The following is a 13,921-nucleotide window of genomic DNA, read 5'->3' as shown; positions in this document are numbered from 1 at the left end:
ACAGGAGCGGAAAATCGACGCCGCGACGCGCCTAGCAAATCGGATCAAAAGTGATCAATACAGGCTTAACTAGCGACTCATGTCGTCACAGTTTCCTAACGGTCGATCACCACCCTCTGCCTGAAAAGGTTTCCGCGCCCTTACTGTCCGGTTGCCCCTCGAACATTTGAGCGCTGCCATTTCCTGGCTCCAGGCGGTCGCTGAAATGAGACAGGCGGCGCCCAACCAGATACGACGACGCGTATGCGGGACCATCACGTCGCGCATGCGCCACGTCACTTCGCGTCCGGGGGAACCCCGGACGGAAGGGGGAGTCTCCTTGCGTCGAGCAATATCCGGCGAGGCAGCCGACGGGTCCCGGCCCGTGCGTTCTGCCCTCCGTCGCAGAACCCGCCTGATCAGCGTCCTGTCCGTGTCCGCGCTCGCCGTCGGCGGCATGACCGCCGTCACCGGCGCCGCGGCACCGTCCGACGACACGGCCACGGCCCGGGTGGACACCACCCGCGCACAGTGGAACCCGGGTCCCGAGGACCAGTACAGCAACTCCGTCGACGAGCAGTTCGACGTGGACGCGACCAAGGACCCGGCGCAGCGCGCCGTCCTGAAGGCGGCCCAGGAGGACCTGAAGAAGACCGCGCGCAAGGAAGTCGACGGCAACCCGCGGGCTGCCGCCCAGCTCGCGTCGATCGAAGCCGAGGCCAAGCGTTCCGGCAAGAGCCCGGCGCAGGTCAAGTCCGAGCGCAGCGGACGGCCGAAGGACTCGCAGCAGAAGGCCAAACTGCTGACCCTCATGGTCGAGTTCGACGAGAACGCGAAGGACGACTTCTCCGGCGCGATGCGCCCGCCGCAGTTCGGCGCACCGGCCGGGACGCCGTGCGTCGCCGAGCCGGCCGGGACGTTCAAGAGCGGTCCGCTGCACAACAACATCCCGCAGCCGAACGCCGCGACGGACAACAACAGCATCTGGATGAAGGACTTCGGTCCGGACTACTACAACAACGTGCTGTTCTCGAAAAAGGGCTACACCGAGCGCCTGCGCAAGGACCTCACCGGTCCGGACGGCAAGCCGGGCGTGGACATCTCCGGCTACAGCATGAAGAACATGTACGAGGAGATGTCCAAGGGCAAGTACACCGTCGACGGCAAGGCCGTCGGGTGGATCAAGGTCCCGCACTCCGAGGCCTTCTACGGCGCGACCGGTTGTGACAACGGCGTCGCCAAGGGCCAGAACGACAACACCGGCAGCCCGCTCAACCCCCTGGGCCCGCAGCAGCTGCCGATCGACGCGGTCAACGCCCTCGCCAAGCAGGACCCCGGCTTCAAGTGGGCGGACTACGACAAGGAGGACATCGGCGACGCCGACGGCGACGGCAACACGCAGGAGCCCGACGGCGTCATCGACCACCTCGTCATCGTCCACGCGGGCAAGGACAAGTCCGGCGGCGGCGGCAAGGAGGGCCAGGACGCGGTCTGGGCCCACGCCTCGACCGTGCTGTTCGGCCACAACATCCCCGGCACGGACAAGAAGATCGCCAACTACATCGTGCAGCCGGAGGACTCCGGCGTCGGCGTCTTCGCCCACGAGTACGGCCACGACCTGGGTCTGCCGGACCTGTACGACAACTTCTCCGGCGGCGACAACGACGTCAACTTCTGGGACCTGATGTCGTCGGGCTCGCACTCGGGCCCGCTGTTCCAGACCATGCCCGGACACATGGGCGTGTGGGACAAGTACAGCCTCGGCTGGCTTGAGCCCGCCGTGGTCAAGACCGGTTCCGGCACACAGGGGTTCATCCTCGGCCAGGCCGCCAAGACCCCGTGGTACGGCGTCGACGGCATCCGGGTGAACCTGCCCGACAAGAAGGTGACGGTCGGTCAGCCGCACAGCGGCAAGGGCATGTGGTACTCCGGCAACGACCAGAACTGGGCCGACACCGCCATCGTCCGCGACCTGAAGGTCCCGGCCGGCAAGGACGTCAAGTTCTCGATGTGGAACGACTACATCGTCGAGCAGGACTGGGACTTCGGCTTCATCGAGGTCTCCGAGGACGGCGGCAAGACCTGGAAGCAGATGCCGGTCAAGGACGACGCGGGCAACCTCGTCACCACCCCGGACAACTACCCGGACCCGCAGCACAACCTCGCCGCGTTCCGTAAGAAGAACGGCCTCACCGGCGACAGCAAGGGCTGGCGTCACGACAACGTCGACCTGGCCGCGTACGCGGGCAAGGACATCAAGATCCGCCTCGACCTGAACACCGACGCGGCGTTCCAGGAGAAGGGCTGGTTCGCGGACGACTTCACGCTGACCGCCGACGGCAAGACGGTGTGGAGCGACGACGTCGAGGCCGGTACTGACAACGGCTGGACCCTGCACAAGGGCACCAACGCGATCACCAAGGGCAACGGCTGGGGCCGCACTGACGGCACCTTCCTGCGCGAGCAGTACTACCTCCTGGAGTGGCGCAACTTCTCCGGCTTCGACGAGGGCCTGAAGTACACCTACACAGCCGGCCAGAACGGCCGCCTGGAGAAGGTCAAGTACAACGCCCCCGGCATGCTGGTGTGGCTCAAGGACGGCGCGTACGAGAACAACGGCGTCAACTTCAACATCGGCAACGGCCCGTCCTACGGCCCCAAGGGCTCGCTGCTGCTCGTCGACTCGCACTACGACCCGCTGCGCTACACCGGCGAAGCCGGTTCGGTGCTGTCCCCGGTCGACGGTCCCAAGCGCAATGTCAACGAGCGGGTGAACTCGTCCAACGTGGCCTTCGGCTTCGGGAACACGTACCCGTTCAAGGCCTGCGTGCAGGGCAAGTTCTGCAACGACTTCGGTTCGCAGCCGGGTGTCACCACGTTCGACGACGCCAAGGGCTACTACCCCGGTGTCGAGTACGTGAACGGCGCGGCGGCACTGCGTGAGCGCTACGGCTCGGCCATCGTCCCGGCGAAGTCCGACTACACCACCCGTGTGGTCACCGCCGACGGCAAGCCGGACACCGCCCACTACGGCCTCGATTTCAAGGGCTTCAAGCTGGGCGACGGCAACCCGGGCAAGGACAAGTCCTACGGCGTCAAGGTCAGCCTGGTCGCACCGCTGCCGAACGGCGCCGGAGCGTTCCTGTGGGTTGACGCGGCCAAGAAGTAACCATCGCGTACGGGGTTGCAACTGGTTGTGGCCCACGACGTAGATGACCGCAGTCGCAGGTAGCGCACGAAGGCCCCACCGCCGTGTTGTCTGAACACGGCGGTGGGGCTTTCCTGTGTGTGTGGTGCTGCGTGGTGCTGCGTGGTGCTGCCCGGTTACTGCCCGGTGCCTACTCTTCGTCGGGCTTGCGGTCGTCGCCCTGCACAGCGGCGTCCAGGCGGGCCCGCGCGCCGTCCAGCCACTGCTGGCACACGGTGGCGAGCTTCTCGCCGCGCTCCCACAGGGCCAGGGACTCCTCCAGTGTGGTCCCGCCCGCCTCCAGGCTCCGGACCACTTCGATCAGCTCGTCGCGGGCCTGCTCGTAGCCGAGCGCTTCATCGGGCGTCGGGGCGTCTGCGGTGGGCGCGTCGCTGCTCTTCTTGGTCATGTGTCGAGCGTACGGCGGAGTGGGGACAAAGCGGCTTGGTCGGCGGTGGTCGGCGGTGGCCGGCGGTGGCCGGCGGTGGTCGGCCGGGGCCGACTGGGGACTCACGGCCGGGGACTCACGGCCGGGCGCACAGGTTGGGCAGGTCGGCTGGGCGCGATTCCCAGCCGACCTTTGACCACGGGGAAAACGCTACGCCGGGATCGCCCACCTGTCAGCGGCACGTGGGCGAGACGGCCCAACGCCGGCCCGGACTTCCGTCGGTCGGCCGAGCGGGACCCGGCCGTTCAGCTCAGTCCTGGGCCGTCACTTCCACCGTGATCCGGCCCGTCGCGAGGCGCGCGGTCAGCCGCTCGCCGACCTCCACCTCGTCCTGCGCCCGGACGGCCTGGCCGTCGGCCTTCTGCAGGACCGCGTAGCCGCGCTCCAGTGTCGCGGCGGGGGACAGGGCCACCACCCGGGCGCGGGTCTGCTGGAGGTCGCCGACCGCCCGGTCGAGCTGGTGCCCGAGCATCCGCCGGGACCGGTCGCGGAGCTGGGCCGTCTCCTCCTCGCGGAACTCGACCATGCCGTACGGCTCGGCGAGCACCGGACGCGAACGCATCTGGTTCAGGCCGTGCTGCTCCCGGTCGAGCCGTGCGGTCACCGCGTACCTCGCCCGGTCGCGGGCCTGGTGCACCTTCGCCACCTCCTCGCCGACGTCCGGGACGATCCGCTTGGCGGCGTCGGTGGGTGTGGAAGCCCGCAGGTCGGCGACCAGGTCGAGGAGCGGGGAGTCGGGCTCGTGCCCGATAGCGCTGACGACGGGCGTCCGGCAGGCGAATACCGTACGGACGAGTTCCTCGTCGGAGAACGGCAGCAGGTCCTCCACACTGCCACCGCCACGGGCCACGACGATCACGTCGACCTCAGGGTCGGCGTCCAGGTCCTTGACCGCGCCGACCACCTGCGGCACCGCGTGCACCCCCTGCACGGCGACGTTCCGCACCTCGAAGCGCACGGCGGGCCAGCGGCGGCGGGCGTTCTCCAGGACATCCCGCTCGGCGGCGCTCGCCCGGCCGGTCACCAGACCGACGCGGTTCGGCAGGAACGGCAGCGCCTTCTTGTGCTGCGGCGCGAACAGGCCCTCGGCGGTCAGGGACCGCTTCAACTGCTCAAGGCGGGCCAGCAACTCGCCGATCCCCACCGGGCGGATCTCCGCCGCCTGTAGGGACAACTGCCCCCGCGGCCCGTACCAGACCGGTTTGGCGTGCACGACGACCCGCGCGCCCTCGGCGACCACCTCGGACACCTGGTCGAAGACCCGGCGGAAGCAGGTCACCGAGATTGATACGTCCTGCGCCGGATCGCGCAGCGTCAGGAACACCACCCCGGCTCCGGGTCGCCGGGACAACTGGGTGATCTGCCCTTCGACCCACACCGCACCCAGGCGGTCGATCCAACCGCCGATCAGCTTCGAGATCTCGGACACCGGAATCGGGGACTCGGCAGAAGTGGTCAGCGCCATGGGTCCAGGCTACGGGCCCGGTCGGACATAGCGAGCGACGAAGAAGGAAGCGCGGCCGGAGGACTCTGCGCTTGGAGCTCAGCGCAGCCACGCGCGAGGCGACTGAGCGCAGCGAAGGAGCGCGCCCGGAGGGCGCGGCTTTTCCGGCGACGCGGGGGCGCCGACCGGAGACTGAGCGTAGCGAAGGCGGAGAGAGGGCGACGCCCCCGCTTGGAGTCGGCATTAATCCGGAGGTCGCGGTTTTTCCGGGCGACGCGTGGCGCCGGACGGCGACTGAGCGCAGCAAAGACGCCGGGAGGGGAACGCCACGCTTGGAGCCCGGCTTAACATGGACACATGTCGACCACAGCCACCCGCCGCGTCCTGCTCGCCGCCCCCCGGGGTTACTGCGCGGGCGTCGACCGCGCGGTAGAGACCGTCGAAAAGGCCCTGGACCTCTACGGGGCACCGGTGTACGTCCGCAAGGAGATCGTGCACAACAAATACGTCGTGGACTCCCTCCGCAACCGCGGCGCGATCTTCGTCGACGAGACGTACGAAGTCCCCGAGGGTTCCACCGTCGTCTTCTCCGCGCACGGTGTGGCCCCCGTGGTCCACGACGAGGCCGCCGAGCGCAACCTCAAGACCATCGACGCGACCTGCCCGTTGGTCACCAAGGTGCACAAGGAAGCCGTCCGGTTCGCCGAGGACGACTACGACATCCTGCTCATCGGCCACGAGGGCCACGAAGAGGTCGTCGGCACGGCTGGCGAGGCCCCCGACCACATCCAGATCGTCGACGGCCCGCACGACGTGGACAAGATCGTCGTACGGGACCCGGCCAAGGTCGCCTGGCTCTCGCAGACCACACTCTCGGTGGACGAGACCATCGCCACCGTTGAGGCGATCCGCAAGAAGCTGCCGCTGCTGATGGACCCGCCCAGCGATGACATCTGCTACGCCACGCAGAACCGCCAGACGGCGGTGAAGCAGATGGGCCCCGAGTGCGATCTCATGATCGTGGTGGGCTCGACGAACTCCTCCAACTCGGTCCGCCTGGTCGAGGTGGCGCTTGAGGCCGGTTCCCGCGCTTCGTACCTCATCGACGGCGCTGACGAGATCGACGAGTCCTGGCTGGAGGGCGTCGGCACGGTCGGCCTGACCTCCGGGGCGTCGGTCCCCGAGGTCCTGGTCGACGGTGTCATCGAGTACCTCGCCCAGCGCGGCTACGCGGACGTGCAGATCCACCGCGCGATCGAGGAGCGCCTGCAGTTCTCGCTCCCGCAGGAACTCCGCAGGGACATGAAGGCGGCGGGCCAGGACGCGTGACGCGACCTGCTGAAACCGTCTACTGAGCCTGATCGCGGAGCCCGTCCACTGGGCCCGTCCACTGGGCCCGTCCACTGGGCCCGTCCACTGGGCTTGTTGACTGGGATTGTCGACTGGGATTGTCGACGGAACTCGTCGGCTGAGCCCTCCCGTTGAGCATTCCTGCTCGCCGGGAGGGCTCAGTGCGTCGGGGTGGCCGTCGCGTCGGAGTGGCCGTCAGTTCCACTTCCTGGCCAGCGCGATGACACCGGCCAGCGCGGTGCCGCCCCACAGCAGCCCGGCCTTGAACGACAGTCCGCTGAGGACGTCCAGGCTCAACCGGAGCATGACCCCCTCGTTGGTGTCGTTCGGGAAGAACAGACTGGTCAGCAGCAGTGCGATCAGGAAGGCGATCGGCGGGAGGATCACGGCCAGAACAAGGTTCTGGGTACGGATCTTCACCGCGACAAAGACCGCTGTCGTCAGGAACACCAGGCCGAAGAACCACCCGAGGCCGTTGGTGAACATCTCGTTGGACACCGCGCCCAGGAACGTGCCGGCGATCGAGGCGACGACCGCCCCGGCGGGGGTCAGCACGCCGCTGCCGGCCTTGGCGGGGCGTGCCCCGCGCGGGCGGGTGCGGGTGGTGCGGACGGTGGAACCGGCGGTTTTTCCCGCCCTGGACCGCAGCGACTGCTCACGTCGGCGCACCGGCTCACTCCGTCCCGACTGAGACGGCGGGCCGCGCCGCGGGGTGGGTCTGCTTTCTGACCGGCCCGTCGGCCGGATGTCCGACCTGACGTTCGGTTTGTCGCCCGGCTTGTCGGCCGGCTTCTCGGTTGGCCGGACGCCCGGCCTTTCGGACGGGCGTCGCTCCGGACGACTCGCCTGCCTGCCCTTCAGACGGCGCTCCGGACGACTCTGCCGCCCTTCCGGAAGCCGCGGCGGGGTCGCCTCCGAGCGGCTTGTCCGGCGGTCCTCCGGGCGGCCTTCCGGGCGGCTTTCCGCGCTGCGGTCCGCACGGCGGTCCGGGCGGTCGGGGCGTTCCGGCCGCTGGACGCGCTCGGACCGGTCCGGCTGTTCGCGTCGCGCTGGCCGTTCCGGGCGTGCGGACCGGCTCCCGTCGCCCTGCACAAGCTGGGACCGGGAGCGCTGGCTTACACGACTGGGCTGTTCCACAACCCCACGGTAGGTCCGCAAAGTGGTCCAAACCTGCCAAGAACACGCGGTTCCCCCCATCTGGCCGGTGTTATTACCGGCCTGCTCCTCATTACGGCTCCTGATTACGGCTCCTGATTACGGCTCCTGATTACGGCTCCTGCCCCTCAGGACGCTCCGGAGGCCTGCGGCGGTGGCAGTGAACGCAGTTTGTTTCCTTCTTCCGCGGAATCGACCAGTTCCGGGGCGGACATCGACCTGGCCGTGGCCTCGATCTGCCGGGGGCCGTCCAACTCGTCGTCCACCAGGCGCAGGTCTTTCATCCGCCGGGCGCTGACCAGCACCCGGGCCTCCAGGGAGCCGACCGTCTTGTTGTACGCGCCGACCGCCCCGGTGAGGGAACGGCCGAGCCGGTCCAGGTGCTCCCCGAGCCCGCCGAGCCGGTCGTACAGCTCCCGGCCCAGCTCGAACACCTCGCGGGCGCCGTCGGCCAGGGCGTCCTGGCTCCAGGCGTAGGCGACCGTGCGAAGCAGTGCGATCAGCGTCGTGGGGGTGGCCAGCACGACCTTGCGTGCCGCCGCGTATTCAAGAAGCGCCGGCTCCTGCTCCAGCGCCTGGGCCAGGAACGCCTCGCCGGGGACGAACAGCACCACGAACTCGGGCGTCGGCTGGATCTTCTGCCAGTACGACTTGCCGCTCAGCTGGTCCACATGTGTCCGCAGGTGCCGGGCGTGCGCGGCGAGCCGCTCCTTCCGTACGGCTTCGTCGGCCGTCTCGGCTGCTTCCAGGAACGCCGACAGCGGCACCTTGGCGTCCACCACCACGTGTTTGCCGCCGGCCAGGTGCACCACCATGTCGGGGCGGAACGTGCCGTCGTCACCGGTCACCGAGGTCTGGGTGTCGAAGTCGCAGCGCTCGACCATGCCGGCGACCTCCACCACCCGGCGTAGGTGCATCTCACCCCAGCGGCCCCGGACGTCCGGCTTGCGAAGAGCGGTGACCAGCGACGCGGTCTCCCGCCGCAGGTCCTCCCCGGCCCGGCGGACGTCGGCGATCTGCTGCGTCAACGCGGCCTGCGACGCCGAGCGGGCCCGCTCCAGTTCGCCGAGCCGGTCGTCCAGGCGGCCCAGGGTCTCCTTGATCGGGTCCCCGGCGATCCGGAACCGGTGGTCGGCCAGCTCGAGGAACTGCGAGTTGTTGCGGGCCAACGCGTCGGAGGACAGCGCCCGGAACCGCTCGCCCAACTGTTCCTGGGACCGCTCGGCGACATCGGCCGCGTCCAGCGCGGCCCGTTGCTCGGCCTCCAGGCAGGCGATCCGGGCCGCGTATGTCGACCTCGACCACAACATTCCCAGGGCGGCGCCGAGGGCGAGCCCGATCAGCAGAAGCAGCACAGCGGTCGTGTCCATGGCCCAATCCTGCGGTCAGGAGTCGGCGGATCGGCGCATTTCCGGGGACCGGGAGTGCTCACGGTCAGCCGGAGTGGCCTTTGGCGTACCGGGGAACTGCCGATCCGCAGTCGGCCTGCGGCTACTGCCCTTGTAGCTGTCGCCTTCTCTTACTGTCGTCTCCCTGCGTACGGATCATCGCTGGTCGGAGCGTTGCGGAGCCTGGTGGAGTCCATTGGCGCACCGGGAAAGGAGCCACGCTCAGCACGGGCCGTAAACTCGACGGGTAAACCCCTCGCTCCACCTCACTCCACAACCTCCGGGACGTCGTCTTGTCGCTCTCCATCGGAATCGTCGGTCTGCCCAACGTGGGCAAGTCGACGATGTTCAACGCCCTGACGAAGAACAACGTGCTCGCCGCGAACTACCCGTTCGCCACCATCGAGCCGAACGTCGGCGTCGTCGGTGTCCCGGATCCGCGACTGAAGAAGCTCGCGGAGATCTTCAGCTCGGAGAAGCTGCTCCCGGCCACCGTCGACTTCGTGGACATCGCCGGCATCGTGCGCGGCGCGAGCGAGGGTGAGGGCCTGGGCAACAAATTCCTCGCCACCATCCGCGAGACCGACGCGATCTGCCAGGTCATCCGGGTGTTCACCGACCCCGACGTGGTGCACGTGGACGGCAAGGTGTCCCCCAAGAACGACATCGACACGATCAACACCGAGCTGATCCTCGCCGACCTCCAGACCGTCGAGAAGGTGCTGCCCCGGCTGCAGCGCGAGTCCCGGCTGAAGAAGGAGTCGGCCGCCATGGCCGTCGCCGTCGAGGAAGCGCAGAAGGTTCTGGAGACCGGCACCACGCTGTTCTCCGCGGGCACCGACCTGTCGCTGCTGCACGACCTGCACCTGCTGACCGGCAAGCCGTTCCTCTACGTCTTCAACGTGGACGAGGAGGGGCTGGGCGACGAGGCGCTCAAGACCGAGCTGCGGGCGCTTGTCGCCCCGGCCGAGGCGATCTTCCTGGACGCGCAGATCGAGTCCGAGATGATCGAGATGTCGGACGAAGAGGCCCTGGAGATGCTCCAGGACCTGGGGCAGCAGGAGTCCGGGCTGGCGCAGCTCGCCCACGTCGGCTTCGCCACCCTGGGTCTGCAGACCTACCTGACCGCCGGGCCCAAGGAAGCGCGCGCCTGGACGATCCCGAAGGGCTCCACCGCCCCCGAGGCGGCCGGTGTCATCCACACCGACTTCCAGCGCGGCTTCATCAAGGCCGAGGTCATCGGCTTCGACGACCTGGTAGCCACCGGCGGCCGCCCCGAGGCCCGCGCCCAGGGCAAGGCCCGCATGGAAGGCAAGGACTACGTCATGCAGGACGGCGACGTGGTGGAGTTCCGCTTCAACGTCTAGCGGTCTCCATAGCATATAGGTTCCGCGCTAGGCAAATGTGCTGGTCAGAAGCTATGTGTTGCAGATCCATGGTGATCGTTCCGGGCTAGTTCGGGTTCCCGTGCTGGTTTGGTGCTGACTTTTTCTCCACGGATCGAGAGCATGCGGAAGCCCCCTCGCTCGGGTTGCGAGGGGGCTTTTGTGTGTCCGTCAGCGAGCCTCTGTGAGCTGTTCGTTCACGGAGACGATCAGCAAGTGCCGGGCGTACGCTGGATGTGAGGGGGTGGTGGCGCATGTCCACAGGGTTGGCAGACAACATCCGCAGGTTCCGCCGTGCGTCTGGCCTGAGCCAGGAACAGCTAGCGCATGAAGCGCAGGTGTCTCTGAGTGTCGTCCGCAAAGTGGAGCAAGGCGGGGATGCGCGGGTTGAGACGTTGCATGTCCTTGCTCGTGCGTTGGGGGTCTCGACGTCCGCGTTATTCGCTACGGAAGCGCCCGTGTCCGTTCTCGGCCCGCAGGACGAAGCGAACCGCCGCTACCTGGCTGAGCTTCGGCGCGCTCTCATGCCCGCTGTAGGGCTTGCCGCGCCCATGGCGAACCCTGGCGAGGTACTTGAGCTGTCCGCACTCAACAGGGGCGTACAGGAAGGGCACGCGCTCTACTGGGCGGATCAGTACGGGGCGGTAGCAACGCGACTTCCAACACTCCTGCGCGGTTCTGAGGCGGCTATCTTTGCCTTTGAGGGTGAGGAGCAGCAGCAAGCAACGATCGCGCGGTGTCACGCGCTCTTGCTGACGGGCAAATACCTGACCCAGGTCCGGCAGTACGACATGGCGTACTACGCGCTTGTTGAAGCGATTCGGCTAGGTCGCGAGACAGGGCAAACCCTCACGGCGGCAACCGGAATTGTGGGGCTGTGTTGGCTGCTGCTGCGGCAAGACCGCTTCGACGAAAGTGAGGAGTTGGCCGCGCTCACGGCGGCGGAGATCGAACCGCGAATGTCTGATGCGAACCGCGCGCAAGTGGTGGTGTGGGGTGAGTTGTGGCTGAGGGTTGCGTCAGCAGCCATCCGGAACAACCGGCCGGACGTAGCACGCGAGGCGCGGCGAATGGTCGGGGCTGCCGCGGGAGCGCTGGAATCTGAGTATCAGCTCTTCCCGCATGCTTGGGGCGGATTCGGCCCCGTGACAGCGGAGATCAAGGCAGTAGAAGACCTGTCGCTGATGGGCGACGCGCGGGGCGTTCTCCGGCGTGCTGATGACGGACGCTTGGGGGCGAAAGCGCTACGTGCCTTCGGCAAGCCGACCGCCCCGAATTGGGGCCGTCACCGGCTGGACGTGGCACGGGCCTACGTCACGCTCGGATCGCACCAAGATGCTATGGATGAGTTGATCCAACTTCGGCGCACATCCGGTGCATGGCTGACACACCAGCCAATGGGCCGATACGTCATGACAGACATTCTCAAGACCCGTAAGCGGACCCTTACCCAAGACATGCGCGACATGGCCGCTCACCTGGGCGTCGCCGGGTAGTTACCTCGAAACGGGATACTTTCTTCACGTTGGCTCATCAACTACCCCTCTACGTACGTGGTTTGAGGTCGTGAACGCTCCTACCGTCCCTCGTACCGAGTAAGCGGACTGAGGGGGCGATGTGGTGCACAGAACAGAAAGTGAATTGCAGCGACGGCGCGATCTTACCGAAGTGGGTTCGGGAGACATAGGACTGTTCCACCCTGCGGCGGGACCGGTCGGCAGGTTGATAGTCGAATACCAACCCCGGCGTGTAGCACTGATCTGTTGGGGTGTCAGCAATGGCTTGGCGAGTCTGGCTGAGCAGCGGGGGCAGGAAACGGCTAGGCGTGTCGGTTGGGTTGTGGTCGACGTCGTCCTGTCCCATGGGGGAACTGTCCGCACGGCTGAGCTGTACGAGGTGGCGGAAGCCCGATCCATCGCATGCTGTCGCGACTATGACTCGGTCTTCTGGGCCGTGCCTCACGACGCGTTGTCGCCTGACGTGCTCGTTCAGGTGACAGATCATGTCTGAGAAGCGCCGGCGCACTGAGATAGACCGACGGGTTGAGGCCGAGTGCGGCGGCGGAGCGGGCGGGGGAGTGTTGTACTTCCGCCCTGATCTGAAGGATGACTGTCCGTGTGGTCGCGAGATTTATGTCCTTGAGCTGACAAGTCAAGAGGTGCAACAGCTTGTGTCTGAGCTGTTGGAGGCTCAGAATCCGAACGTTCGGGACGGAATTTTGGTCATCGAGCAAGTCAAACTTGATGCCCATCAAGCTGAGCGCGGCAAGCATTTCCGTCGGGACGCATCGGCCCGGTAAGCACCTAGAAACACGAACAGCCCCCAGCTTGTCAGGCTGGGGGCTTACGCGTCTTACGGGGGCACTCAGGCCCCTTCTCGTGACTGTCTAGATCAGATAGAAGAACGTCGCATCTCGCTTGTGTCGCCTAAGGATTGCGTCTACCTCGGGAATGCCTGTTTCGTAACCGGCTCGGCCGGCCGGACGTACGTCTGGCCCGATGCCGACAGGCTCGGCAAGACCATCCTCATCATCCTGCCGCTGTAAGGAAGTCGTGCTGCACGCAACCACCTCAATACAGAAGCAACGGTCAGCGAGCGGCAGTTCAAGAACTGGTGCGGCGGAAAGGTCAGCACGAGGCCGCGGGCGACGGCCGTCATGCTGCTGGAGCACTTGTTCCCCCCGTGGTCGGTCGCGGAGTTGCTCGCCCCACCCCGCGCGTCGGTTCCAGCGCCGACGGCAAGCGACGCCCGATCCCCGACGGCCGTCGGGGACACCCCGTTCGTTATTGACGTAGATGCCGCCGAGACCGTGCAGTTCGCCAGAGCGGCGGCGTCGACCAACGTGCACCCTTTGGTGCTCGATCAGATCGACGCTGACATCGACCGGCTTGCCTGGGCGTACCTCACCCGGCCGCCTGGCGAAGTCGTGCGCGAGCTCCGCGTCGTGCGCAGCACAACGTTCTCCCTCCTCGAAGGAAGGCAGTACCCGCGCCAGGCGGTTCGTCTTTACCGGGCGGCAGCTCGACTGTGTGGGATCTTCTGCCAAGCCGCGCTGGACGCCGGCCGGTACCGAGCGGCTGCCGGCCTGGCGCGCGCTGCCGAACTTTCCGCCCAACTCAGCCGACCCGCTGACGCGGGGCGCGTGGCTGGGCCACCGGCGGCTGGTGTCGGTCGACGGCATGGAGTGGGACGCCCCGGACTCGGCCGCCAACCGGGCCGCGTTCGGCGGGTCGGGGGCCTTCCCCAAAGTCCGCGTGCTGACCCTGGTCGAAACCGGATCCCGGGCCTGTATCGGGGCGGCGGTCGGTGCCGCGACCGGTAAGGGTAGCGGCGAACGGTCCCTGGCCCTGGGGCTGTTCGAGCGGCTTGAGGACGACATGCTGCTGCTGGCCGACCGGGGTTTCTTCGGTTTCGGCCAGTGGTGCGCCGCCGCCGACACCGGCGCCGGCCTGCTGTGGCGGGTGGGCCAGAACCCCGCCCTGCCGGTCCTTCAGACCTACCCCGACGGGTCCTACCGCTCGGTGGTCATCGACCCCGCCGTGCGGGGCAAGGCCCGGGAACGACTGCTGGAGGACGCCGCGGCCG

General features: G+C 67.4%; 10 protein-coding genes. 6 read left to right on the top strand and 4 right to left on the bottom strand.

The genetic code is table 11. From position 1 onward, the window contains the following. The first annotated feature begins 412 nt into the window (after positions 1-412). Positions 413-3,148, top strand: coding sequence for an immune inhibitor A domain-containing protein (locus AC0Z36_RS05200; protein ID WP_485461484.1), 2,736 nt, complete (start codon positions 413-415; stop codon positions 3,146-3,148). A 169-nt stretch (positions 3,149-3,317) separates the two neighbouring features. Here the strand turns inward: AC0Z36_RS05200 and AC0Z36_RS05195 are convergent, their stop codons facing one another. Both AC0Z36_RS05195 and xseA read right to left on the bottom strand, forming a co-directional pair. Further along, positions 3,318-3,575 carry an exodeoxyribonuclease VII small subunit gene (locus tag AC0Z36_RS05195; RefSeq protein WP_485461483.1) on the bottom strand — a complete coding sequence of 86 codons (258 nt, stop codon included), beginning with the start codon at positions 3,573-3,575 and terminating at the stop codon, positions 3,318-3,320. Positions 3,576-3,864: 289 nt separating this feature from the next. After that, positions 3,865-5,079, bottom strand: a complete 1,215-nt coding sequence (gene xseA, locus AC0Z36_RS05190; protein ID WP_485461482.1) for an exodeoxyribonuclease VII large subunit — start codon at positions 5,077-5,079, stop codon at positions 3,865-3,867. Between the two features lie 336 nt (positions 5,080-5,415). On the opposite strand from xseA, the gene AC0Z36_RS05185 reads away from it, so the two are divergent. After that, positions 5,416-6,387, top strand: coding sequence for a 4-hydroxy-3-methylbut-2-enyl diphosphate reductase (locus AC0Z36_RS05185; protein ID WP_485461481.1), 972 nt, complete (start codon positions 5,416-5,418; stop codon positions 6,385-6,387). Between the two features lie 216 nt (positions 6,388-6,603). Here AC0Z36_RS05185 and AC0Z36_RS05180 read toward each other — a convergent pair whose 3' ends face one another. Further along, positions 6,604-7,077 (bottom strand): DUF6542 domain-containing protein, encoded by a 474-nt coding sequence (locus AC0Z36_RS05180; protein WP_485461480.1) that lies wholly within the window; start codon positions 7,075-7,077, stop codon positions 6,604-6,606. Between the two features lie 614 nt (positions 7,078-7,691). Beyond that, positions 7,692-8,933 carry a DNA recombination protein RmuC gene (locus AC0Z36_RS05175; protein ID WP_485461479.1) on the bottom strand — a complete coding sequence of 414 codons (1,242 nt, stop codon included), beginning with the start codon at positions 8,931-8,933 and terminating at the stop codon, positions 7,692-7,694. Positions 8,934-9,244: 311 nt separating this feature from the next. Here AC0Z36_RS05175 and ychF point away from each other — a divergent pair, with 311 nt between their 5' ends. The 4 genes from ychF to AC0Z36_RS05155 form a co-directional block, all read left to right on the top strand. Continuing rightward, a complete protein-coding gene (gene ychF, locus AC0Z36_RS05170) occupies positions 9,245-10,318 on the top strand; it encodes a redox-regulated ATPase YchF (protein WP_485461478.1) in 1,074 nt (357 codons plus the stop codon). Between the two features lie 272 nt (positions 10,319-10,590). Beyond that, the gene (locus tag AC0Z36_RS05165) at positions 10,591-11,832 is read left to right on the top strand and encodes a helix-turn-helix domain-containing protein (RefSeq protein WP_485461477.1); all 1,242 of its coding nucleotides are present in this window, start codon (positions 10,591-10,593) and stop codon (positions 11,830-11,832) included. 506 nt (positions 11,833-12,338) lie between these two features. Further along, entirely contained in the window at positions 12,339-12,635 is a 297-nt protein-coding gene (locus AC0Z36_RS05160; protein WP_485461476.1) for a hypothetical protein, read from the top strand. A 730-nt stretch (positions 12,636-13,365) separates the two neighbouring features. Further along, positions 13,366-13,921 (top strand): transposase (locus AC0Z36_RS05155; protein WP_485461475.1); only part of this gene is annotated, 556 nt, incomplete at its 3' end.

This window comes from Kitasatospora sp. UYEF31, assembly GCF_057291755.1.
This window is presented reverse-complemented; position numbering and strand designations above follow the sequence as displayed.

Excerpts from the sequence above, each read along its gene's own strand:
- AC0Z36_RS05195 (WP_485461483.1), bottom strand. The coding sequence starts at position 3,575 with ATGACCAAGAAGAGCAGCGACGCGCCCACCGCAGACGCCCCGACGCCC.
- AC0Z36_RS05160 (WP_485461476.1), top strand. The coding sequence starts at position 12,339 with ATGTCTGAGAAGCGCCGGCGCACTGAGATAGACCGACGGGTTGAGGCC.
- AC0Z36_RS05185 (WP_485461481.1), top strand. The coding sequence starts at position 5,416 with ATGTCGACCACAGCCACCCGCCGCGTCCTGCTCGCCGCCCCCCGGGGT.
- AC0Z36_RS05165 (WP_485461477.1), top strand. The coding sequence starts at position 10,591 with ATGTCCACAGGGTTGGCAGACAACATCCGCAGGTTCCGCCGTGCGTCT.
- AC0Z36_RS05175 (WP_485461479.1), bottom strand. The coding sequence starts at position 8,933 with ATGGACACGACCGCTGTGCTGCTTCTGCTGATCGGGCTCGCCCTCGGC.
- xseA (WP_485461482.1), bottom strand. The coding sequence starts at position 5,079 with ATGGCGCTGACCACTTCTGCCGAGTCCCCGATTCCGGTGTCCGAGATC.